The organism is Candidatus Merdisoma sp. JLR.KK011, assembly GCF_036941125.1.
In the GTDB taxonomy this organism is placed as follows: Bacteria; Bacillota; Clostridia; order Lachnospirales; family Lachnospiraceae; genus Laedolimicola.
The window spans coordinates 947115-969504 of sequence record NZ_JAYWSZ010000004.1 but is presented as its reverse complement, the minus strand read 5'-3'; the positions used below and the strand labels follow the sequence as shown (position 1 = coordinate 969504).

At 47.2% G+C, this 22390-nt stretch carries 16 protein-coding genes and 1 tRNA gene; 9 read left to right on the top strand and 8 right to left on the bottom strand.

Features of this window, described 5'->3' with window-relative positions; all coding sequences use genetic code 11:
• Positions 1-94 precede the first annotated feature (94 nt).
• The 4 genes from VV089_RS18470 to VV089_RS18455 form a co-directional block, all read right to left on the bottom strand.
• On the bottom strand, positions 95-469 hold the full coding sequence (locus tag VV089_RS18470; protein WP_334336935.1) for a DUF3795 domain-containing protein: 375 nt from the start codon (positions 467-469) through the stop codon (positions 95-97).
• Positions 470-497: 28 nt separating this feature from the next.
• Positions 498-980 carry a VOC family protein gene (locus tag VV089_RS18465; protein ID WP_334336934.1) on the bottom strand — a complete coding sequence of 161 codons (483 nt, stop codon included), beginning with the start codon at positions 978-980 and terminating at the stop codon, positions 498-500.
• Positions 981-1065: 85 nt separating this feature from the next.
• Complete coding sequence (locus VV089_RS18460; protein ID WP_334337596.1) at positions 1066-1614, bottom strand: DUF3795 domain-containing protein; 549 nt, start codon at positions 1612-1614, stop codon at positions 1066-1068.
• Between the two features lie 191 nt (positions 1615-1805).
• Entirely contained in the window at positions 1806-3011 is a 1206-nt protein-coding gene (locus VV089_RS18455) for a hypothetical protein (protein WP_334336932.1), read from the bottom strand.
• Between the two features lie 760 nt (positions 3012-3771).
• Between VV089_RS18455 and VV089_RS18450 the strand changes: the two genes are divergently transcribed.
• On the top strand, positions 3772-4044 hold the full coding sequence (locus tag VV089_RS18450) for a hypothetical protein (RefSeq protein WP_334336931.1): 273 nt from the start codon (positions 3772-3774) through the stop codon (positions 4042-4044).
• A 63-nt stretch (positions 4045-4107) separates the two neighbouring features.
• Complete coding sequence (locus VV089_RS18445) at positions 4108-4965, top strand: site-specific integrase (RefSeq protein ID WP_334336930.1); 858 nt, start codon at positions 4108-4110, stop codon at positions 4963-4965.
• A 258-nt stretch (positions 4966-5223) separates the two neighbouring features.
• Here the strand turns inward: VV089_RS18445 and VV089_RS18440 are convergent.
• A tRNA-Arg gene (locus VV089_RS18440) sits at positions 5224-5297 on the bottom strand.
• A 453-nt stretch (positions 5298-5750) separates the two neighbouring features.
• On the opposite strand from VV089_RS18440, the gene VV089_RS18435 reads away from it, so the two are divergent.
• Positions 5751-6407, top strand: coding sequence for a YkgJ family cysteine cluster protein (locus VV089_RS18435; protein WP_172544460.1), 657 nt, complete (start codon positions 5751-5753; stop codon positions 6405-6407).
• Positions 6408-6487: 80 nt separating this feature from the next.
• Here VV089_RS18435 and VV089_RS18430 read toward each other — a convergent pair whose 3' ends face one another.
• Positions 6488-8077 (bottom strand): D-alanyl-D-alanine carboxypeptidase family protein, encoded by a 1590-nt coding sequence (locus VV089_RS18430; RefSeq protein WP_334336929.1) that lies wholly within the window; start codon positions 8075-8077, stop codon positions 6488-6490.
• Positions 8078-8838: 761 nt separating this feature from the next.
• Here VV089_RS18430 and ileS point away from each other — a divergent pair.
• From ileS to VV089_RS18410, 4 genes are all read left to right on the top strand, one after another.
• Entirely contained in the window at positions 8839-11991 is a 3153-nt protein-coding gene (ileS, locus tag VV089_RS18425; protein ID WP_334336928.1) for an isoleucine--tRNA ligase, read from the top strand.
• A gap of 30 nt (positions 11992-12021) precedes the next feature.
• Positions 12022-14481 (top strand): glycogen/starch/alpha-glucan phosphorylase, encoded by a 2460-nt coding sequence (locus VV089_RS18420; RefSeq protein ID WP_334336927.1) that lies wholly within the window; start codon positions 12022-12024, stop codon positions 14479-14481.
• Between the two features lie 161 nt (positions 14482-14642).
• A complete protein-coding gene (locus VV089_RS18415; protein WP_334336926.1) occupies positions 14643-15512 on the top strand; it encodes a SpoIID/LytB domain-containing protein in 870 nt (289 codons plus the stop codon).
• Positions 15513-15575: 63 nt separating this feature from the next.
• Positions 15576-16442 (top strand): murein hydrolase activator EnvC family protein, encoded by an 867-nt coding sequence (locus VV089_RS18410; RefSeq protein ID WP_334336925.1) that lies wholly within the window; start codon positions 15576-15578, stop codon positions 16440-16442.
• Positions 16443-16447: 5 nt separating this feature from the next.
• Here VV089_RS18410 and VV089_RS18405 read toward each other — a convergent pair whose 3' ends face one another.
• Positions 16448-16705 carry a GIY-YIG nuclease family protein gene (locus VV089_RS18405; protein WP_172541934.1) on the bottom strand — a complete coding sequence of 86 codons (258 nt, stop codon included), beginning with the start codon at positions 16703-16705 and terminating at the stop codon, positions 16448-16450.
• Positions 16706-17138: 433 nt separating this feature from the next.
• The gene (trhA, locus tag VV089_RS18400) at positions 17139-17807 is read right to left on the bottom strand and encodes a PAQR family membrane homeostasis protein TrhA (protein ID WP_172542557.1); all 669 of its coding nucleotides are present in this window, start codon (positions 17805-17807) and stop codon (positions 17139-17141) included.
• A 214-nt stretch (positions 17808-18021) separates the two neighbouring features.
• On the opposite strand from trhA, the gene VV089_RS18395 reads away from it, so the two are divergent.
• A complete protein-coding gene (locus VV089_RS18395) occupies positions 18022-19269 on the top strand; it encodes an AfsR/SARP family transcriptional regulator (RefSeq protein WP_334336924.1) in 1248 nt (415 codons plus the stop codon).
• Positions 19270-20204: 935 nt separating this feature from the next.
• The gene (locus VV089_RS18390) at positions 20205-22382 is read left to right on the top strand and encodes a hypothetical protein (protein WP_334336923.1); all 2178 of its coding nucleotides are present in this window, start codon (positions 20205-20207) and stop codon (positions 22380-22382) included.
• Positions 22383-22390: the final 8 nt, after the last annotated feature.

Sequence of the window (22390 nt, the reverse complement as noted above, 5' to 3'; positions counted from 1 at the left end):
GCCACCACATGATGGCTTGTTTGTGGCGCAATTCACTTTCTCTCTAACCGCTACCTCTCAGTTTCAAACTTATGTACCTCCTAAAAATCCTAATTTAGCGTTTCCCCGTCTTAATAAATTCTATCAGCTTTTCCACATCGTCAAAATCATCATAATCGCCAATAATCCCTTTACGATGGTACAGGATTCCTCTCTTTTCATTTTCTTCAAGGCAGTCAAGAAGATTTTCTATCCCATATCTTTTTATAAATAATGTAAATCCATATGGCTTGATTTTGTTCAGCAACCCTCTTTTACAATCTATTTCACAGGCATAACAGCCTGGAAGTTCCTTTTCCATGGAACATTTTCTGTTTTCACATTGGGTGTAGTCAGGACAGTTATCCGAATAGCAGCCATTGCATTTTTCATTTTCTGAACACAGGCAACAGGCAAGCCCACACCTTGCAATTCCTAATTCTCGTTTCATTCTTTCCCTTCCTCAACTCTCGATTTGTTTATTGGCCCGCCATGCACTCACTATCCAGAAGTTTCGTTAAGTCCTCCACGGAGGCGTTCATTTTCACAGAGATCTCCTCCATCGTCATGCCGGAAGCAAGAAAACGCTTTATCACCACTTTCATATCCTCACCGACCTCTATGATATGCCTGTCCAGATCATAAAAACGAATCACCCGCTGGCCCCAGCTATGTTCGATTACTTCTCCCAGATATTCAATATCCGGGTATTCTTTCAGCCTGCGCAGAAATCCGTCAAATTCCTGTTCCTCAAAGACGATTTCCGCATTGTTGGATTTTTTTAATACCTTTTCTTTGGGTAGGTTCACAAGCCAGTCAAAATCCTGCTGCAATGCCAGGCCGCAGGTAAAAGCGATATTCCGTCCGTAGTCCTGAAATACTTCCAGTCCAAACAAATCCTCATAAAATTTTCTTGCAGCGTTCATGTCGGCCACCGCTATCACCGTACATATGTACTTCATAGAACGATTCCTTTCCGCTTTATTTTTTCTGTTCCTCTTTTACTATTGTCTGATTCAGATAAAAATAAGTACTGTACTCTGATTGTCACTTTTTCCTGCGCAGCTTCAGGTCAACCTTTCTACGGGATGCAATCTCCGAAAGCACCTCTGCTGCAAAAGCGCTTTTCTCTTTGAGCGTAAGGATCTCCATATCCGGTCTGCTCTCAATTTCCCTGAGCGCCTCCTTAAGTTCCTGCAGATTCAAAAGGTTTACCGCAACGCAAAAAAGGGTCTTTTTACGGCCGTCATTATAGCCGGACAATAAAATATCCAGTATTTTTATTTTTTCCATCTGCTCTGTATTATAGGCTTCGGCCCCAAACTGCCGGATCTTTTCCAGATCAACCCTTCGGTTGCGATGTGTAATAAAGGAATCAAAATCATCAATATGCTCATATTTTTCACATGGGTACTCCCTGCATTGACAGCAGTATTCTACTCCTCTGTGCTCCATGCTGCACCTTGCGATCCTGCACGACTGATTTCCTTCCCCTCCACCGCAGCCGGGGCAGTTTTTGTTCAAAAACATAGGGCAAAGTCCACAATTCAGACCACAAAGGGACAAGAACTGATTTTGTCGGTTAAATCCTTTCATCATACCTCCCAAACAGCTTGCCTGTACCTGATTTGACAAGCAACGACTGAATCCTCTCTGGTAAACAAAAATATAGGAAATTATATCATTGTCTATGGAATTTCACAACCAAAATGGTATAAGTGGTCAAATGAAAAATACTGGAAAGAAAAATAAGATTGCAGGTTCCAACCAACAATCTTTTCTATCGTTTATAGAGCCTCCATATCAAACAGGCTTAATTGTACCGGCTGCTCTTTTTTCTCCTTTTCTTTTAGCAGATGCATCTGTTCCAGTTCTGCTATCCTCTCTGGACCCAGCCATTTATCTGCATGGCGCCGGTCTGTGCTGTGTTCCTCCAGGCTCTCATATCCGTTCTCCAACACTTTCTTTTCCAGGCACCTGACTGCGGCCTCCCGTGACTGCCGCCGTCTCTCCCTTTTATTCTCTGAATCCCGTTTTTCCATGTCGGAAGCATGCACAATCTGGATTCCGTTCCGGATATCTTCCAGGTCCTGCATCAGATTCCGGCTCTCCCTGCGCTCTGCACGGACGTTCTGGATCTCAAAGGAAAAATACCTGCCGTGGTATTCGGAGAAAAAGAGTTCCGTAAAATAGTGGTTCCGCACTTTCTCCTTTATCCTGTCCTGGCAGAGACTGGCGCATATCTTGCAGATATCCATGCTCACCGGATGGTCAAAGAGCTTTTTCCCTTTGATAATCTGGGTATCCACCTGCCCTTCAAACAGTGTGCCGCTTAGGTCATTTCTAAGATAGGAAATTTTTATATCATAAAATACATTTCCCCTTTTCTTATCCAGCTCATGCCCCAGGACCGGGCACATCCCTGCACATCTGTTCCGTCCGCAGTCATAAGGGTCATAGTTCATCTCCCATTCCAGTGTATCCCGGTTGAACCGCATATGCTCCCGGCAGACACGTCCTTTCTTCTGCAGTCCGAAACTGATCTCCTGCCTTCGTATCTCATCGTCATGCAGTTTCAGGATATGCTCCACACTCCCCTCATAACAGTATTCTTCCTCCGTCATATGGACCTCGCAGTCATACCGGAGTATGCCATGCTCCTGGAGATATTCATGTTTCAGCTTACATTCTTTCTTTTCATAAGGGCAGTGGATGGTAGCCATATCATTTTCAAAAGTCCACTCAATCCCCATGTAGCTCATGTTGCTGTGGCACTGGAGCCCTTTGCACTGCAGGCCGCAGGGTGTCTTAAAAGTCTGCTCAAATATCCACCATTTTTCATAAGTAAAACCCCCATCATAATTATCAAGAGTCTTTTCCTGCCACATGGGTATGTCAACCCTTACATAGTCTGGATGGTGCTCTGCGCTATAACCTTCCTCCAGCAGCCGTTTTGTCAGAGCATTGTATTCCTCATATTCCTTTTCCCTCATTTTGTTCCTCCTTATAATCCCTGGCAGGGACGCATCCCAAAATAGTTTTCCATGCGGTCCCGCAGCCTTTCTGCCGACATATCATATTCTCCGGCAATACAGGATTCACAGCACGGGTATTTGTACGCCAGGGTTTTCGATAACCGGGCATCCCAGCTGTTTAACTGTCTGCCACATTTGTTACAGTCCTGATCCAGCCATCTTACTTTCTGCAGTCACTCTCCACCTTTCTTTCTTGTGAATGTTGTTGTATCCTTATATGCCTTCCGGCTTTCAGGCAGCAAAAAAGCAGGAATGACTCTCTGATATTCCTGGCGTCCGTAGTTTCCTGTGAACTCGTGTCATTCCTGCTCTGAAAAGAAATAATAAAATTTTCCAAAATAAAACCAGCGGTATATCACTCACAGGGCGTAGTGATACTGCTGGTACAATCATACAAACTTAACGGCGTGTGCAATGCGGAAGTTTGCCACATACAGGCAATTCCGACTATATCCACAAAAGGATGCGCACAAAAATCAATTACAAGGGAAGTGTAACACAAGATATGGAATCAGTCAACAACTTAAAACTATATATAGTATGAAAGAAATTTAAAAAATTTCTGATTCTTGCAGAAATATCTGGTTTTCACCCTATTTTATTATTATATAGGTCATTTAAAAAGATGCCATAGAACGTACATTGACAATTTCACAGCATGGTACTGGGAGTCATACAGGTGCATGGGACAGGTCTGCCGTAAAAAGCCAGCCCCTGCTTGATCGTTGCACAGCACGGCCTGAAAAAATGGAGGGCATCTACCTATGATGGCAATAACGGACTTCTGGAGAATTATGTGCATCCCTACCTGGGTGACAAAAAGCTCCGTTCCATCAAGACAAAAACGGTAGATGACTACTATCATTTTCTGGAAACAGAAGCAGAACCGGCTACCAATATGGGGAAGCCCATGCGTGACCATATCACGGCCGCTACCATCCATGACATCCATAAGGTACTGCGGTGTGCTTTCAATCTTGCGGTGCGTTGAGAATATATCAATAAGAATCCATTCCTAAATGCAACTCTTCCGGAACACCACGAAAAAGAAAGGGTGATCCTGGAACCGGAGCAGATTTTAAAGGTTCTGGAATTTACCAACCGCCCCGAATATTACGATTATTACTTAATCCATTGTGCGGTTCTGATCGCCATTGGATGTACCGTGCGGGGTGGTGAAATCGGCGGCCTGCAGTGGGACAAGATCAATTTTGAAAAGCAGATCATCCATTTTGACCGGGCAATCGACAGGGTATCCAAGAAAAACATGGATATGCCGAAGATGAACATTCTTTTTAAGTTCCCAAATCTTTATCCAGGAACCAAGACAACGATTGTTCTGAAACAGCCCAAAAGTGATGACACGGTACGGGATGTGGATGTTCCCCAGAGTGTACTGAATGCGCTCCTCATACTGAAAGAGATGCAGGACAAGCTGAAAAAGGAATTAGGACCAGATGGTTACATGGATTATAACCTTACTATCTGTCAGGCCAATGGGCGTCCCATTATGACGGAACACCTGAATAAGCGGTTTAAGGAAATCCTGACTGAAATGAATGATCCTGATATGGATCCCCAGGAAATCGTATTCCACAGCCTGCGGCACACCAGCGCCACCACCAAACTTCTTATGTCCGGAGGCGATTACAATTCGGTTATGCAGGCCGGCGGATGGTCTAATCTGGAAATGCTGACCAGACGTTACGGGAAGCATTCTTTTGCAAGCGAGCGCGAAAAACTGGCTGGTAAAATGGATGATTTTCTTGACGGCAAAGGCATCTGTGATTCGCAGAAAAATGATAAAGATGAGGCAGGTTCTGCAGAACAGGTACTGCAGCAGCTTATGAAATCCAATCCTGAACTGCTAATAGAATTTGCCAGGTCTATCCAAAATGCTAATAAAGAGTAAATCTATTAGCAGACAAAAGAACAGTTAAAAATACCGTATTAGCAAAAAAGAAAAAATCTTGTGTTTGGGAAGCTTCAAAATGGGAGTTTTATTAGCAGAAAAACAGAGCGGATTATTTGAACATCCGACCAATTAACTCGTATTAGCATGTAGGTTCGATTTTCAAATGTATTAGCATATTAGCAAATCTGAGTTTTGATGCTGAAATGAAGAAAGCCGAAAACCCACTAAAATCAAGGCTTTCGGCTGTGTTCCCAGCGTTCCCGAGGTGACTCGAACACCCGACCTACCGCTTAGGAGGCGGTCGCTCTATCCATCTGAGCTACGGAAACGTGTATAAAATTGTGTGTGACTTACTACCTCATGTCCTCCAAAAAGTTTCCGTTGTAGGTTCTCTTAGGAGGCGGTCGCTCTATCCAGCTGAGCTATAGCGACATTTAGGAAATCTATATGTTATTTTGCTTGCTGCCTTTTCCCTTGTCCTCCGAGGTGTATGTTTTAACACTTTCTTAGAAGGCTCCTGTTATATCCATATAACTAAGGGAACAAGTACAATTATGGTTACTGGCTGCGAAGTGAACAGTAACTAATTATGCATGCTGTCAAGATCATTTTTTGAAAATCAATCTTGACTGACTTCCAGTTAAGAGTGTACCATAAAATAGATAACTACACAAGCAAAAAGTGAAGAAAAGACATCCGTTCTGCTATGAAAAATGCGAAAAAGACGAAATACAAAGATAAGCAGAAATCAAAACTGACAACAACGAAAGAGGAGAACCTGCATGGAACGTGAAATAGATATGAAGGAAGTCTCAGACGGGCGGTTTTACAGCCTGCGCGACATGGTAAAGGCAGACTGCGGCGGCTGCCAGGGCTGCTGTGACTGCTGCCGGGGAATGGGAAGCAGCATTATCCTGGATCCCTATGACTGCTTTCGGCTGACGACAGGCCTGCACCGCTCCTTCGAGGAATTGCTGGATAAGGAAATCGAGTTGAATCTGGCAGAAGGAATTGTCCTGCCAAACTTAAAAATGACAGGGCCTAAGGAGCAGTGCGGCTTTCTAAGCGGGGAAGGCCGCTGCACAATCCATCCATACCGTCCAGGCATGTGCCGCATCTTTCCTCTGGGACGTTATTATGAAAATGAGAGCTTCCGATACTTCCTGCAGGTGCACGAATGCCCAAAAGAGCCCAAGACAAAGGTAAAAGTGCAGAAGTGGATTGACACGCCGGAGGTGAAAAAGAATGAAGCCTTTATCATAGAATGGCACTATTTTTTGAAAGCTTTGTCAAGGCGGCTGGAACATACAGAGGAGGGAAGCTTCCAGAAAAGCTTAAGTATGTATCTATTGAAAACTTTTTATCTAAAGCCCTATGAAGAAACTCGCAGCTTCTACGGCCAATTCCAGGAGCGAATGGCAGAGGCGCGGAAACTATAGTAGAAAAATAAAATCGTTACAGAATCAGCAAATGTTATTTCGTTAAGTATAAACCAGCTGACTGTAACGATTTTTCTATTCTAAAGATCCAGATCCGAATAAGGCGAGCTGCGTTTTTTCGGTGTTCTCTGATACCGATTCCGCGGCGTTACCCTGCGGCGCTTCTTTCGTTTGCGCCGTTTTTGCAGCTTGAAGCGGCGCAGCTTTCCGGAGAGATCCCACTGCTTTGAAAGCTTCCGGAAAAGAATGCAGAGCAAAAAAATCACAGAAGCAATCATAACACCAATCGCAACCAGTCGGATATTGATTTGAATAAATCTCTTTTGTTCGGTTCCGGAGGAAGTATCTGTATCCGGAGTTTCCGGATCACCTGTTTCCCGATCAAAGGAAAATGTATGGAGCTTTGACTGGGCAAGCTCTATAGAAGCGGAGCCGACAGGCTGTCCCTGCCAGGTGTAAGCCAAGGTAGCTATGGTATCCGAATCCTCCTCACTTTGAAAGGTCAGCTCTGGAGAAGCCTCTGTAAAAGGAACGTCATTGGGAAGGACAATGTAATCATTTTTGTTGATTTCAATCAGTGATTCTGTCTGTCCGAAGATGGAGCTTCCTGTATGAAAGAAGCCGGAGTTATTGACAGAAAAATTGGTCTCGTTGGAAGCTACATTCACTTTGCTAAAATTTTCTGATGCATAGTCAAGAAGTAAAGCCGTATCTGGAAATAGAGGAATGCCTCGTTCCGCATTTGGATCTGAGGCTGTTCGCATAGTAACAACAATTAATGTTAAGCCGTTTCTCTGAGCTGCGGTGACAAGCGTATTTTTAGCTGCACTGGTTCCTCCGGTTTTTCCGGCAATCACTGTATCATCCAAATATTTGGTTACACTCCTATAAGGCCCAATCATATAGTGATGATTTTTCATATATACAATGTCATCACTTTTATTCGTAGCCCGCAGCTCATAACTGCCGGTTCCGGAGATTCGGACAAAGTTTTCATTCTGCAGAGCCGCCCTCATAATCAGAGCCATATCATGAGCAGTTGTATAGTGATTCTCGTCATGCAGTCCGTGAGGATTCACAAAATGGGTGTCCGTACACCCAAGCTCGGCCGCCTTTTCGTTCATCATATCTGCGAAAGCCTCTACGGAGCCTGCAACATGCTCAGCCAGTCCATTGCCGCACTCATTGGCAGACTCAAGCAGAAGAGCATAGAGGGATTCTTCCACCGTAAGCTCCTCTCCCTCCGTGCGCCCGATGCTGCTGCTTCCGGCTTCAATGGAATGAGTAGCATAATAAGAGTAGGTCACTACTTCGTCCAGAGAACAATGCTCCAGAGCCACAAGAGCAGTCATAATCTTGGTTATGCTGGCCGGAAAATTGCGCATGTCCATATCTTTGTTATAAAGGATAGCGCCGGTATCAGCCTCCATGATAACAGCAGATTCCGCATAAATCTGCGGCCCTTGGGGCCAGCCTTCAATCTGATTGGAATCAATGGCCTTGTTGTAAGCATCCTGCCGTTCCTGTTCTGCCTGTTCCGCAGCGGCAATCTCCGCGGCCGTCGGCCCGCGCTTTTTTTTGGCCGCATCTACATCCAGAGGGGAAAAACAGGCAGAACCTAAGAGGGCCAGGCCAAGGGCCGCAGCCAGCAATCTATGTGAAAATTTCATATTTGACCTCCGCAAGTCAGGCGGATAGGATTCTATATCCGTCTGACACTTAAATTATCATTGAAAACCTTTGGAATACGAGTATAAGCAAATGCATGCTGTATTAAGCTTTCGTATTTAGAAAAAGATAGTATTATCAACAGGTATTAAGAAAAATGACACCTTCAAGTATATGTTATTTTTTTTACAGGTGCAAGGTCTATTACAAAAAGTTTACATTTCTTTAAGAAAAAATGTAATAATTGAAATCGAAAAGAGGCTTCAAAAAGTTTTTGTTTTTTGAAAAACTTGAAAAGTAATGAAAAACAGAAAGAAAAGGGCCGAAAACATTGACAAACCAAGCAAAAGCACGTTATACTAAGGAACGATAAGCAAAGACAGAGACGAAGACAGTAAGATCTGCTCAAACGTTCCAGCGAGCCGGGGAGGGTGGAAGCCCGGTACAAGTAGAGCTTTTCCGAAGATCACTTCCGAGTTGCAGGCTGAAGGAAAGCATTTCACAGAGGACTGCTTCCATAGGTACTGACGGCTTTCCCGCGTTATAGGGAAACGCATGTGACAGCATGCAGTAACAGGTGGTATAACAGAAGCAAGGCTTCCGTCCTTTTACAGGACGGGAGCTTTATTTGCAAAAAGAACTAAAATCAGTAGTGTCCTGTCAGTGCACAGAACAATTTACAGACGCATGCCTTTGAGGCTGGAAATTGTTCTATTAAAGGTGTATGGACAGAATATTACGGAACTAAAATGGAGGCATACTTATGTACGAAAAAGTATCACCCAATCTGAATTTTGTAGAACGGGAAAAGAATGTGGAAAACTTCTGGAAGGAAAACCACATTTTTGAGAAAAGTATGGAAAACCGCAAGGACGGCGAAACCTACACCTTTTACGACGGGCCGCCCACGGCCAACGGAAAGCCCCACATCGGCCACGTACTGACCCGTGTTATCAAGGATATGATTCCCAGATACCGCACCATGAAGGGTTATATGGTCCCGAGAAAGGCGGGCTGGGACACCCACGGACTCCCGGTGGAGCTGGAAGTGGAGAAGCTTCTGGGCCTTGACGGCAAGGAGCAGATCGAGGAATACGGCCTTGATCCCTTTATTACAAAATGTAAGGAAAGTGTCTGGAAATATAAGGGCATGTGGGAAGACTTCTCCGGCACCGTAGGCTTCTGGGCTGATATGAACGATCCTTACGTAACTTATCACGACGACTATATCGAGTCTGAGTGGTGGGCCTTAAAAGAGATCTGGAAAAAGGGCCTTCTATACAAAGGCTTTAAGATTGTGCCTTACTGCCCCCGCTGCGGAACGCCCTTATCCTCCCACGAGGTAGCCCAGGGCTATAAAGCAGTGAAGGAGCGCTCCGCCATTGTCCGCTTCAAGGTAGTGGATGAGGACGCCTGTTTCCTGGCATGGACCACAACTCCCTGGACGCTGCCCTCCAACGTAGCCCTCTGCGTGAACCCCAACGACACCTATGTAAAGGCAAAGGCGGCAGACGGTTACACCTACTATATGGCCCAGGAGCTCCTTGACAAGGTGCTTGGATCCCTGGCGGAGGAAGGACAGGCTGCCTATGAGATTCTGGAAACCTTTAAGGGAACGGATCTGGAGTACAAAGCCTACGAGCCTTTATTCCCCTGCACCGGCGAAGCAGCCGCAAAGCAGAAGAAAAAGGGCCACTATGTAACCTGCGACACCTACGTAACCATGACAGACGGTACGGGAATCGTACACATCGCACCGGCCTTCGGTGAGGACGATGCTCAGGTTGGCCGCAGGTACGATCTGCCTTTCGTGCAGTTTGTGGATGGCAAGGGTAATATGACGGAGGAGACGCCCTACGCCGGTATGTTTGTCAAGAAGGCAGACCCAGAGATCCTAAAGGATCTGGATAAGGAGGGCAAGCTCTTCTCGGCGCCCAAATTTGAGCATGACTACCCCTTCTGCTGGCGCTGCGACACGCCCCTTATCTACTATGCAAGGGAATCCTGGTTTATCAAGATGACGGCAGTCAAGGAGGACTTGATCCGCAACAACAATACCATCAACTGGATTCCGGAGAGCATCGGCAAGGGCCGCTTTGGAGACTGGCTTGAGAATATCCAGGACTGGGGCATCAGCCGGAACCGCTACTGGGGAACGCCTCTGAACGTGTGGGAGTGCGAATGCGGCCATCAGCACGCCATCGGAAGCCGCCAGGAGCTTCTTGAGATGAGCGGCAATGAAAAGGCCCTGACCGTAGAGCTTCACCGCCCGTATATAGATGAAATTACCGTCAGGTGCCCGGAGTGCGGCAAAGACATGCACCGCGTCCCGGAGGTTATTGACTGCTGGTTTGACTCCGGAGCCATGCCTTTTGCACAGCACCACTATCCTTTTGAAAACCAGGATTTGTTTGAGCAGCAGTTTCCTGCTCAGTTTATCTCCGAGGCTGTAGATCAGACAAGAGGCTGGTTCTATTCCCTGCTCGCAGAGTCTACACTGATTTTTAACAAGGCTCCTTATGAGAATGTTATCGTGCTGGGCCATGTGCAGGACGAGAACGGGCAGAAGATGAGCAAGTCCAAGGGAAATGCCGTGGATCCCTTTGACGCGCTGGCAACCTACGGCGCAGACGCCATCCGCTGGTACTTCTATGTGAACAGCGCGCCCTGGCTGCCGAACCGTTTCCACGGAAAGGCTGTGATGGAGGGACAGCGCAAGTTTATGGGAACCCTGTGGAACACTTATGCGTTCTTTGTGCTCTATGCCAATATTGACGGTTTTGATGCAGCAAAATACGAGCTGGACTACGATTCCTTAAGTGTTATGGACAAATGGCTTCTCTCCAAGCTGAATACCGTTGTGGGCCAGGTGGACGATAACCTGGCAAATTACCGGATTCCTGAGACAGCCAGGGCTCTCCAGGAGTTTGTGGACGATATGAGCAACTGGTACGTGCGCCGCAGCCGGGAGCGTTTCTGGGCAAAGGGCATGGAGCAGGATAAGATCAATGCATATATGACCCTCTACACTGCGCTGGTAACTATCTGTAAGGCGGCGGCCCCCATGGTGCCTTTTATCACCGAGGATATTTACCGGAATCTGGTATGCAGCATTGATAAGAGCGCGCCGGAGAGCATTCACCTCTGCGACTTCCCGGAGGTGAGACAGGAATGGATTGATAAGGAGCTCGAGAAGAATATGGACGAGGTTCTGCGCATTGTAGTGATGGGCCGGGCCTGCAGAAATGCCGCAAATATTAAGAACCGCCAGCCTATTGCCGATATGTTTGTGAAAGCGCCCTATGAGCTCGACGGCTATTACCAGGAGATTATCCGGGATGAGCTGAATGTGAAGGCTGTCTCCTTTACGGATGATGTGCGTGCTTTTACCACCTACAGCTTCAAGCCCCAGCTAAAAACCGTAGGCCCCAAGTACGGCAAATCCCTCAATGGTATCCGGGCTTATTTATCAGAGGCAGACGGCAATGCGGCTATGGATGAGCTGAAGGAAAAGGGCAGTCTTACATTTGACGTAAACGGTGTTTCTGTGGTATTATCAGAAGGAGATTTGCTGATTGATATGGCCCAGACCGAGGGCTATGTATCCGACGGGGACAACGAGATTACGGTAGTTCTTGACACCAGGCTGACCCCGGAGCTGATTGAGGAAGGCTTTATCCGGGAGATCATCAGCAAGATCCAGACCATGCGCAAGGAAGCCGGCTTTGAGGTAATGGATAAGATCACGGTCTACTGTCAGGGCAATGATAAGATTGCGGAGCTGCTGACATCCCACAGGGAAACCATTCTGTCAGAGGTGCTGGCTCTTGAGGTAAGGATCGGCGAGACAAAGGGATATGTAAAGGACTGGAGCATCAACGGGGAGGAAGTAACCCTGGGTGTGGAACGTCCATAAAGAAAAATAAAATAACGGGAGGGATTTACCATGAGCAAGAGACCTTTTGATAAGGAACTCTTCAAAAGAAGCGTTGTTTACAATGTAAAGACATTGTACAGAAAGAGTATCGAGGAAGCGACACAGCCGCAGATTTTTCATGCGGTAGCCCTCGCTACTAAGGATGCGGTCATTGACGCCTGGCTTGCAACCCAGGAGGAGATGAAGAAAAAGGATCCCAAGATTGTTTATTATATGTCCATGGAATTTCTTATGGGCCGGGCCCTGGGCAACAATCTGATTAATCTGACCTTTTATAAAGGGGTAAAAGAGGCTTTGGAGGAGCTTGGATGCGATCTGAACATTATCGAGGATCAGGAGCCGGATGCAGCTCTTGGCAACGGCGGCCTGGGCAGACTGGCAGCCTGCTTTTTGGACTCCCTGTCCTCTCTGGGCTACGTGGCTTACGGCTGCGGTATCCGTTACCACTACGGAATGTTTAAGCAGAAGATCAAGGACGGATACCAGATTGAGGTGCCGGACGAGTGGTTAAAGGACGGCAATCCTTTTGAACTGCGCCGCTCCGAGTATGCCAAGATTGTAAAGTTCGGCGGCTATGTGCAGGTAGAGACAGACAAGAACGGAAGAAATCATTTCGTGCAGAAGGGCTACCAGAGCGTCCGTGCGGTTCCCTGTGATCTGCCGGTGGTAGGCTACGGCAACAATGTGGTAAATACTCTTCGTATCTGGGATGCAGAGCCCATGAATTCCTTCCATCTGGATTCCTTTGATAAGGGCGAGTACCAGAAGGCCGTGGAAGAGGAGAATCTTGCAAAACTGATTGTGGAAGTTCTTTATCCCAATGACAACCATATGGCGGGCAAGGAGCTTCGTCTGAAACAGCAGTATTTCTTTATCTCAGCCAGCGTGCAGACGGCCATTGAAAAATATAAAAAGGATCACAAGGATATCCGCAAATTCTATGAGAAGGCAACCTTCCAGCTGAATGACACCCATCCCACGGTGGCTGTGGCAGAGCTGATGCGTGTGCTCATTGATGAGGAGAATCTGGAGTGGGATGAAGCGTGGGAGGTTACCACCAAGACCTGTGCGTACACCAACCATACCATTATGTCCGAGGCGCTGGAGAAATGGCCCATTGAGTTATTTTCCAGACTGCTTCCCCGTGTGTACCAGATCATTGAGGAGATCAACCGCCGCTTTATCCTGGAGATTCAGAAGAAGTACCCGGGCGATCACGAGAAGGTGCGCAAGATGGCCGTTATCTATGACGGACAGGTAAAGATGGCCCACCTGGCAATTGCCGCGGGCTACTCTGTCAACGGTGTGGCAAGGCTTCACACGGAGATTCTGAAGAACCAGGAGCTGAAGGACTTCTACCAGATGATGCCGGAGAAGTTTAATAATAAGACGAATGGAATCACACAGCGGCGGTTCCTGCTTCACGGCAATCCCCTGCTGGCAGACTGGGTTACGGATCACATCGGCGACGAGTGGATCACAGACCTGTCCCAGATCAGCAAGCTTAAGATTTATGCGGACGATGAGAAAGCTCAGCAGGAGTTTATGAATATCAAGTACCAGAACAAGGTGCGTCTTGCAAAATACATTCTGGAGCACAATGGGGTGGAGGTAGATCCCAGATCGATCTTTGACGTACAGGTAAAGCGTCTCCATGAGTATAAGCGCCAGCTGATGAACATTCTCCATGTAATGTATCTGTACAACCAGATCAAGGAGCATCCGGAGATGCCGTTCTATCCGAGAACCTTTATCTTCGGCGCCAAGGCGGCTGCAGGCTATCACCGCGCCAAGCTGACCATCAAGCTGATCAATGCTGTGGCTGAGGTGATTAACAACGACGCATCCATCAACGGAAAGCTGAAAGTGGTATTTATCGAGGATTACCGGGTATCCAATGCGGAGTGGATCTTTGCGGCGGCTGACGTATCCGAGCAGATCTCCACAGCCAGCAAGGAGGCTTCCGGTACAGGCAACATGAAGTTCATGCTCAACGGCGCTATTACCATCGGAACCATGGACGGTGCGAATGTGGAGATGGTGGAGGAGATGGGCGAAGAGAACGCCATTATCTTCGGCTTGAGCTCCGATGAGGTTATCAATTATGAGCAGAACGGCGGCTACAACCCTATGGATATCTTTAATGCAGACCAGGATATCCGCCAGGTATTGATGCAGCTCATCAACGGGTACTATGCGCCCAACGATCCGGAGCGGTTCCGGGATATCTACGATTCTCTGCTGAACACCAAGAGCAGCGATCGGGCGGATACCTACTTTATTCTGAAGGATTTCCGTTCCTATGCGGATGCTCACAAGCGTGTGGAGGAAGCTTATCGTGATGAGAAGGGCTGGGCAAAGAAGGCTATTCTGAATACAGCTTCCTGCGGCAAGTTCTCTTCTGACCGGACTATCCAGGAGTATGTGGATGAGATCTGGCATCTGGATAAGATTACCGTGGAGCTGTAAAGCGGCAGAAACGTTATAGAGAGATTGAATTGACTAAAAAGGATTGAATTCGGTTTTACTGGATTCAGTCCTTTTTCTTCTGCCGTCAGAGAGATTTCTTCATTATTCAGTATCACTGTGGATAGAGCGTCTATTTTTTCCGTGAGTTCATAAAATGTAAAATGAGGGAAAAAATAAAGACAGGAATATCCATATTTATTATTTTAATACTGCTTCCTTATGTGGCGGTGGTTTTTCGTACCGGAAATATGCGCGGAGAGCAAAGAGAAGCGGATGCACCCAGTCTGGAAGACTATGTGGCGGGGATTCTGCCGGGGCAGATGCCGGTTTCCTATCCGCAGGAGGCTCTTAAGTCCCAGGCCGTGATCATACGGACGAACCTTCTGAAAAAGAGCATGGAATTTTACGGGACGGAAAATATGGAGGAGGCAGCCGCATCCATTCGGCAGAGTGATCTGAAGACTATGGGATTTTCTTATGCTTCGCCGGAGGACTTGGAGAAGCTGTGGGGGTACGGCCAGTGGGAGGACTATTATGCCAAAGTCCAGGAGGCAGTCACTGCCACACAGGGACAGATTCTGGTTATGAATGCTCAGCCTGTGGATCTGCCTTACCATGCGGTCAGTGCGGGAAGGACGAGGAGCGGCCAGGTACTGGGAGAGGGATATTCCCATCTGGAGCCGGTGGAATGTCCCCAGGATGTGGAATCGGCGGATTATTTGAAAATAGAGTTTCTTAAGCTTGAGGAGCTGCCGGAGATCCTGTCTCAGGATGATGCCGGCTATGTGACAGAGCTTCGCCTGGGAGGAGAGGTTCTGGGAGGAGAGGAGTTCCGCAGCCGTTATTCGCTGAATTCCAGCTGTTTTTCTCTGGAAAAGACCCAGGAAGGCATTCGTGCCGTGACCAAGGGGCTTGGACACGGGTTGGGACTTAGCATGTATCAGGCCAGTCAGCAGGCGGCTGCCGGGAAAACGTATATGGAAATATTACTCTATTTTTATAAAAATGTGGAATGTATAAGCTTCCATTAAAGTGGCTATGCTATGGTTAGCAGCACAAAGAAACGTGTGTAATCTAGTATAGAGGTGAAGCTTATGACAGTGAAAAGAAAGAAAAAGAGTACATTTACGGGAGGCAAATCCGTAACGGTTGCGTTTAGTCTCTGCCTTCTTGCCGTAGTCGCTATGATTGGCATGTATACGGTGGGAAAAAGCGAGCAGAAGGAGAATGAACTCCAGCAGAAGATTGCGGATGCCAAGGAGAGGCAGGAAGAGGAACGGGCCAGACAGGAGGAAGTGCGCAAGGCACAGGAGGAGGAACAGAAGCAGGAGATGGAAGAGATGCGCCAGGAGGCGGCTTCTGCTTCCGCAAAGCGTGAGAAGGAGACACAAACAGCGGATAAAACGGTAGAAAAAAATGTGATCAATGAGGCGGAGCTGGAAAGTGAATTTCAGGCGGAGGATGCGGAGATTGCGGAAAATGTTGTGATTGACGAGATGGAGGAGGCGGTTTCGGACGCCATGGCGGAGGAGCCGACCCTTTCCTTTTCTGCGGAGACAGACAAGCTTTTCTGGCCTATTGCAGGAAATGTGATCCTGGATTACAGTATGGACAAGTCCATATACTTTTCTACCTTGAATCAGTATAAATATAATCCGGCGGTGATTATACAGGGAAGCCTGGACGCCTCTGTGATGTGTGCTGCTCAGGGGAAGGTTACGTCGATTGAGACGCTGGACGAGACGGGGACTACGGTTACGATGGATATCGGCAATGGGTATGAGGTTATCTACGGACAGCTGAAAGAGCTTACGGTGAAGGAGGGCGATTACCGGAAGGCTGGGGAGACCATTGGGTATGTGAGTGAGCCTACGAAGTATTTTGCCCAGGAGGGGTGTAATGTGTATTTTGGAGTGCGCAAGGATGGGGAGAGTATTGATCCTATGCCGCTTTTACAATAGTGTATTTAGCTGATTAAGGGTTTTGTGTTGATAAGCCGTTCCTTCTGGGGGCGGCTTAGTTTTTTGATGGCGGCTTCCCGGGACATGGCTTCTTCTTTGGTTGTGTGGAGTTCGTAGTAGACGAGGGTTACGGGGAGGCGGGAGCGGGTGTATTTGGCGCCTTTGCCTTGGTTGTGGGTTTTTAGACGCTTTTTTAGGTCGGTGGTCCAGCCGGTGTAGAGGGTGTTGTCGGAGCATTTTAATATGTAGGTGTAGGTTGGCATGGGGACTCCTTTTTGGGGTTGGGGGTGGACGGTTCAGCCGTGAAAGCAGCCGGCAGACTTTTCCATATCTGTGTTCGGACGGTTCACGTACACGCTGTCTGCTCTGAACGTACATTGCCTCTTTTTGGGTGTTGGGTGTTGTGGGGCTCGGGGCAATGTGCGTTCATATCAGACAGCGTGTGCGTGAACAGCCGGACACTTGATATTGGAAAAGTCTGCCGGCTGCTTTCACGGCTGAACCTGGTTGTTGGGGATGAATGTTGGTTCTTTTATTATAATGGGTGGGATGGAGGGGTGCAAGGGATATGTGAGGGTTTTGGTGAGGGGGATTTATAGGGGGATGGGTGCGGAGTGGATGGTGATTTTGGAAAAGTAACGAGCCAGGCGGCTGGCTCGTTGATTGGGTGGGGGATTTTGTTTTTGGGGTATTGGGTTAGAGGGGCATGGGGGCTACGAATACGTACATCATGATGAAGTGGCAGATGCTTCCGCCCATGACGAAGAGGTGGAAGATCTCGTGGGAACCGAAGTGTTTGTGTTTTGAGTTGAAGATGGGCAGTTTTAGGGCGTAGATGATTCCGCCTATGGTGTAGATGATTCCTCCGGCCAGGAGCCAGGCGAAGGCGGCTGGGGAGAGGGAGTTGAGGATCTGGGTGAAGGCGAGGACGCAGACCCAGCCCATGGCTATATATAGGATGGAGGAAAACCATTTGGGGCAGGTGATCCACAGAGCCTTGATGAGGATTCCGGCTAGGGCGATGCTCCATACGAGGGCGCAGAGGCTGTAGCCGGTTTTTCCGCCTAGGACGATGAGGCAGACTGGGGTGTAGGAGCCTGCAATTAGGATGAAGATCATCATGTGATCGATTTTTCGGAGTATTTTGTTGGAGCGTTCGGATAGGTTTAAGGTGTGGTAGGTGGTGCTGGCTGCGTAGAGCAGTATCATGCTTCCGATGAATATGGCCAGGGATATCAGATGGATGGTATCGGGCTGGCTGGCGGCTCGTATTAAAAGGGGAGTGGCGGCTAGGGCTGCCATGAGCATACCAATGAAATGGGTGATGGCGCTTCCGGGGTCTTTGATTTCTAGTTCGAATTTCATATTGACATCTCCTTTTTGGATAATCATACTTTGACATGTAGTTTTTAATACTATGTGTAGATGTTAATATATTATACTATCTGTGTAGAAATGTCAACATCTGTGCGGAGATTTTTACATATTACTGTCTGATGGTGGTAATGTTAATAAAAATATATTGGACAACTGTAGGAAATATGCTGATATATGATGGATCAAAGGGGAAGAGTTTACTTTGGAAAAGGTTTTGCGCATTCAGATGCTGGGAGGCTTTGCGGCTTATTATGGAGAGAAAGCGGTGGTTTTGAAGAAGGTCGGAAGTTCGAAGTCTATCCGGCTGCTTCAGATGCTTTTGATGTCTTTGCCCGGTGGGATTTCCAAAAGTGAGATTATGGATAATCTGTATGGATGGAATGAAAAGGGGGATATGGGGAACCGCAATAAGAATCTGAATAATCTCATTTACCGGCTGAAGGGACAGCTGACGGCGGGAGGGCTGCCGGAGGAGGAGTATGTTGAGATCCGTGAGGGGATATGTTATTTCAAAAGCAGTCTTCCTTTGGAACTGGACACGCAGGAGTTTGAGGAGATCTTAAAACAGGCCAGAGAGGAAAGGGGAACGGGAAGGGCCGCACTTTTGTGGAAAGCCATTGAGCTGTATTGCGGAGAGCTGCTTCCGGTGAATCTGGCGGATATGTGGTTTTTTCATAAAAGCAGATATTATAAAAAGCTGTATCTGTGGGCGGTCAATGAGCTGGAGCAGGAGCTTTTGAAGAACCGGGATTATAAGAATCGGCTGGCGCTCTATGCCAGAGCGGCCGCTATCTATCCCTTTGAGAACTGGCAGCTGAAGCTGATGCGCTGCAACCTGGAGCTGTACCGTTACGATGAGGCGCTGGCTATATATAATAAGACGGTGGATCTCTATGCCCGGGAAATGGGCGCTCCCCCTACCGGGGAGATGCAGGAATGCTTTGAATCTCTGGTGCTTATGGATGAGAACCACAGAAGGGACGCCGGCAATGCGGATAGCTGGCGTAACATGGATAAGATTTTTATGGGAAAGAGAGGGGATATCCGGCAGGCAATTTTTGAGGAAGAGGATGTGAAGGGGGCTTATTACTGTACGTATCCAAGCTTTGTGGATTACTGCCGGCTGGTGGTGCGGGCCAAGGAGAGAAATGATTTTCCGGCGGTGCTGATGTTTTTAACCTTAAGCCAGAAGAAAAGAGTGCCCCGCTCCATGGATCTCCAGGAGCAGATGCAGCTTTTAAAGGAAGTGATTGAGAGTGCTCTTCGGATTGGGGATGCATTTACCAGATATGGAAACCGGCATTTTATCGTGATGCTGGTTAAGACAAAGCTGGAATTCTGCAGCACGATTTTTCAGAGGCTGGAGGCGGCTTACAGCAGGGAGGGAGGAAAGGGCGAACTGTGGTATTATGCGGATATGACCCAGGAACTGAACCATACGGCCCTATAAATACTCAAGGATATTATATATGGAAGAAAGCGGCTTTGCTGATCTAGAGTGGGAGATCTGCAAAGCTTTTCGTTAAAAAACTGTAATTGACAGGATGTTTCCCATGAAATGAGGCAGTTGGCAGGATACCTGCGCTGATATAATGAAAGACGTAAAAAGGAAAAGGCTGCTTTACAAGTGAAAGGAATGGATGTTCTGCAGTATCTCTTTGAGAGAATAGCGCCGGAAGAAAAATAATTTAGGGGGAAAAGAAAATGAAAAACAATTTAGTAAACAAGAAGATTGCAAGCTCTATCGGGATTGGCATTATGGCGTTTGTGACGGCGGCTTCACCGGCGCTGACAGTTTTGGCGGAGGATGGAGAGCCGGCTGAGAATCCGGCGCCTGAGACAACAGAAGAGCAGCCAAGTGAGCCGGAGGTACTAAGCGAGCCTCAGAATACGGAAGTGAGCGAGGCGGTTGATGAAGCACAGGCTGCAATTGATAAGGTGGGAGAGGGTGAAGCCAGTGCCGTGCCGGATGATGTGGTAAACGCATTGGAGGAATCTTCTGAGAATCTTGATGCAGTTGATACAAGAGTTGATACACTGGATGGCTACAATAACGCAGCAGAGGAAGCAAAGAAGGAACTGGAAGAGGCAACTGCAGAAGATGAGGAAAGAGCGAATGCAAATCTAACTTCATCGGAAGCAAAGACAGAGACAGAAAAAATAGCGGAAACGATTGAAAAGGAAAATCTGACAGAAGCAGAAGCAAAGAAGGACGCAGTAGTCGAGGCTCAGGAAGTTACATATGAAAGCAGTGAGGCAGCAGAGGCGGCAAAGAAGCAGGCGGAGGCAGATGTAGCAGCCGCAGAGGAAGAGCTTGCAAAAGCTGAGAAGGCAAAGGAAACAGCAGATCGGCATGTAAGCGATGCAAAGACGGCTTATAATTATTTGAAGGGACAGAGTGAAAAAGCAGAAGCTGCTTTAAACACTGCCCAGGAAAATGTTGAATCTGCCCGAAAGGAATTGGAAGAGATCTGTAAAGCTTATGGAATAAGGCTGGGCATGGAAGAAGTAACACTTACAGGGGAAGCCGGAGCTGCTTATAATGAGGCATATGAGGCATGGAGACTGGCAAATGAAGATCTTGAAGCTGCAAAGCAAAAAGCAGAAGAGGCCGGCCGGGCCAGGGATCAAGCTCAAAATAATAAAGACAAGGTGGAACGAGAGAAAGAGGCAGCTGAAAAAGCATTATCTGAAGCAAAAAATGAATTGGAGTATCAAACGCTTGTAAAAGAGAATGCGGAGCGTAATTTGGAGAATGCACAAAAAGAGGCAGAAGAGAAAAAGGAGATCTTTGACAACGAGAACGAAATCTATTTGGAAGCACAGAAAAAATCAAATGATGCAACGGCTGAGAAAATGCAGGCATATGCTGACGTAGATAATAAAGAAAAGGTTCTTGAAAGAAAAAAAGAGCTATTAGAAGAGGCTGAAGTGGAAGAAGCGAATGCTGAAGCTGCGTTTAAAGAAGTTGAAAAATATGAGCCTGTATTCGGAGCAATAAAAGGATACCAAGATTTGTATAAAGAGCACTATGCAGATGCAACGGAAAATACCCTTTGCTGGGAGATTTTTGACGGCATGGCAAAAGAAGCTGTTAAGTTTTATTTGTTCAAGCAGAACATTGATATTGGAGGCATACGTTTCCCTAATGAGGGAAAAACTGAGACCGGGTATTCAAATGGCTGGTACAAGGATCCAGGCAACGACATTAGTAAAAACTATTTGCTTGTGGAATATGAAGAGGATGGACAGACAAAAACAGCTTATTTTGATTACGGAACAATGAAAGACAGCATAGAATCTGAGAATGATGTTTATAAGATAAGACTTTATATAAAGACGGGAGCTCCAGGCAGCTTTGAGGGCAAAGGAACGGAGTGTATAAATCAGGAAGAATATACAAAAGCAGTAGAAGACTATCTGGCGAGAGAAACCAGAAAGAACAATGCGATTCAAGCAAAAATTGAAGCTGAAAACGCCAAAGAAGAAGCAGAAAGACAAAAAGCTGCTGCAGAAAGTGTTTTGAATGTTTTAATAGAGAAAGCCAAAGAAGCCAAAGAAGAAGCAGAAAAACAAAAGGCTATAATGTCTGAAGCGAAAAACTTCTGGGAAGAAGCAGAAAGAGATAAAAACTTAAGAGACTTGCTGTACAAGAGTGCAACAGAAACGGTAGAGAAAGTAAAGGGTAATGTTACTTTATGTGAGCAAGAAAGTTTCAGGCTGGCAGATGCTTTGTTAGAAGCAATCAATCATTTGGATGAAAGTGAAGCGAATGTAGAACTTGCTTTAGAGAAGGAAAGAGCAGCCGGAAAGATAAATGAGGATGTTGAAAATGCATTGGAGATGGTGACAAAGGCAGTAAAAAAATTAGCTTATTTGTCCATACAAGAAGATGCAGACACAGAGGCATATAATAAGCTGGTAGAAGAGTGTAAGGCAGCGGAGACAAATCTGGAAAATGCAGCGGCAGCAAGGGATCTTTCCCAGGAGAGCCTGGAAAAAGTATTAAAAGCCGTAGAGGAAGCCCGTGAAGCAGCAGCAAAGAACTTCGCATACAGAACTCCGGATACACCGACAACGGATGGTGGAACTACAGGCGGCGGAACAACCGATGATGGAACAACGGATGGCGGAGCAGCCGGCGGTGGAACGACAGGTGGCGGCGCAGCCGGAGGTGGAACGACAGGTGGTGGAGCAGCCGGAGGCGGAGCAGGTGACGGCGCCGGAGCTCCTGCGGCAGCTCCGGTAGTAACAATCCCCACAGCAGCAGTACCTCTTGCAGGCCCGGGGGCAGTAGAAGATACAGCATTGGCAGACGCCGGCGAAGATGAGGCGGCAGGCCTTACAACCCTGGAAGATGAGGTAACACCTCTTGCCGCTCCGGAGGAGAAAGCAATAGCTGTGAATCCGGAAGACTTTGCAATGCTTCTTGCCACTCCGGCAGCCGGAATGGGACAGATGTCCTGGTGGTGGATGCTGATTATCGCATTGCTTGGGGTAACCGGCGAGGAGATGTACAGAAAAAATCGGAAGAAACGCAAAGAAGCGGATATTGAGAACTAATAGCAGTT

Excerpts from the sequence above, each read along its gene's own strand:
- VV089_RS18435 (WP_172544460.1), top strand. The coding sequence starts at position 5,751 with ATGGAACGTGAAATAGATATGAAGGAAGTCTCAGACGGGCGGTTTTAC.
- trhA (WP_172542557.1), bottom strand. The coding sequence starts at position 17,807 with ATGAAATTCGAACTAGAAATCAAAGACCCCGGAAGCGCCATCACCCAT.
- VV089_RS18430 (WP_334336929.1), bottom strand. The coding sequence starts at position 8,077 with ATGAAATTTTCACATAGATTGCTGGCTGCGGCCCTTGGCCTGGCCCTC.
- VV089_RS18455 (WP_334336932.1), bottom strand. The coding sequence starts at position 3,011 with ATGAGGGAAAAGGAATATGAGGAATACAATGCTCTGACAAAACGGCTG.
- VV089_RS18415 (WP_334336926.1), top strand. The coding sequence starts at position 14,643 with ATGAGGGAAAAAATAAAGACAGGAATATCCATATTTATTATTTTAATA.
- VV089_RS18405 (WP_172541934.1), bottom strand. The coding sequence starts at position 16,705 with ATGCCAACCTACACCTACATATTAAAATGCTCCGACAACACCCTCTAC.
- VV089_RS18470 (WP_334336935.1), bottom strand. The coding sequence starts at position 469 with ATGAAACGAGAATTAGGAATTGCAAGGTGTGGGCTTGCCTGTTGCCTG.
- VV089_RS18465 (WP_334336934.1), bottom strand. The coding sequence starts at position 980 with ATGAAGTACATATGTACGGTGATAGCGGTGGCCGACATGAACGCTGCA.
- ileS (WP_334336928.1), top strand. The coding sequence starts at position 8,839 with ATGTACGAAAAAGTATCACCCAATCTGAATTTTGTAGAACGGGAAAAG.
- VV089_RS18460 (WP_334337596.1), bottom strand. The coding sequence starts at position 1,614 with ATGAAAGGATTTAACCGACAAAATCAGTTCTTGTCCCTTTGTGGTCTG.
- VV089_RS18420 (WP_334336927.1), top strand. The coding sequence starts at position 12,022 with ATGAGCAAGAGACCTTTTGATAAGGAACTCTTCAAAAGAAGCGTTGTT.
- VV089_RS18410 (WP_334336925.1), top strand. The coding sequence starts at position 15,576 with ATGACAGTGAAAAGAAAGAAAAAGAGTACATTTACGGGAGGCAAATCC.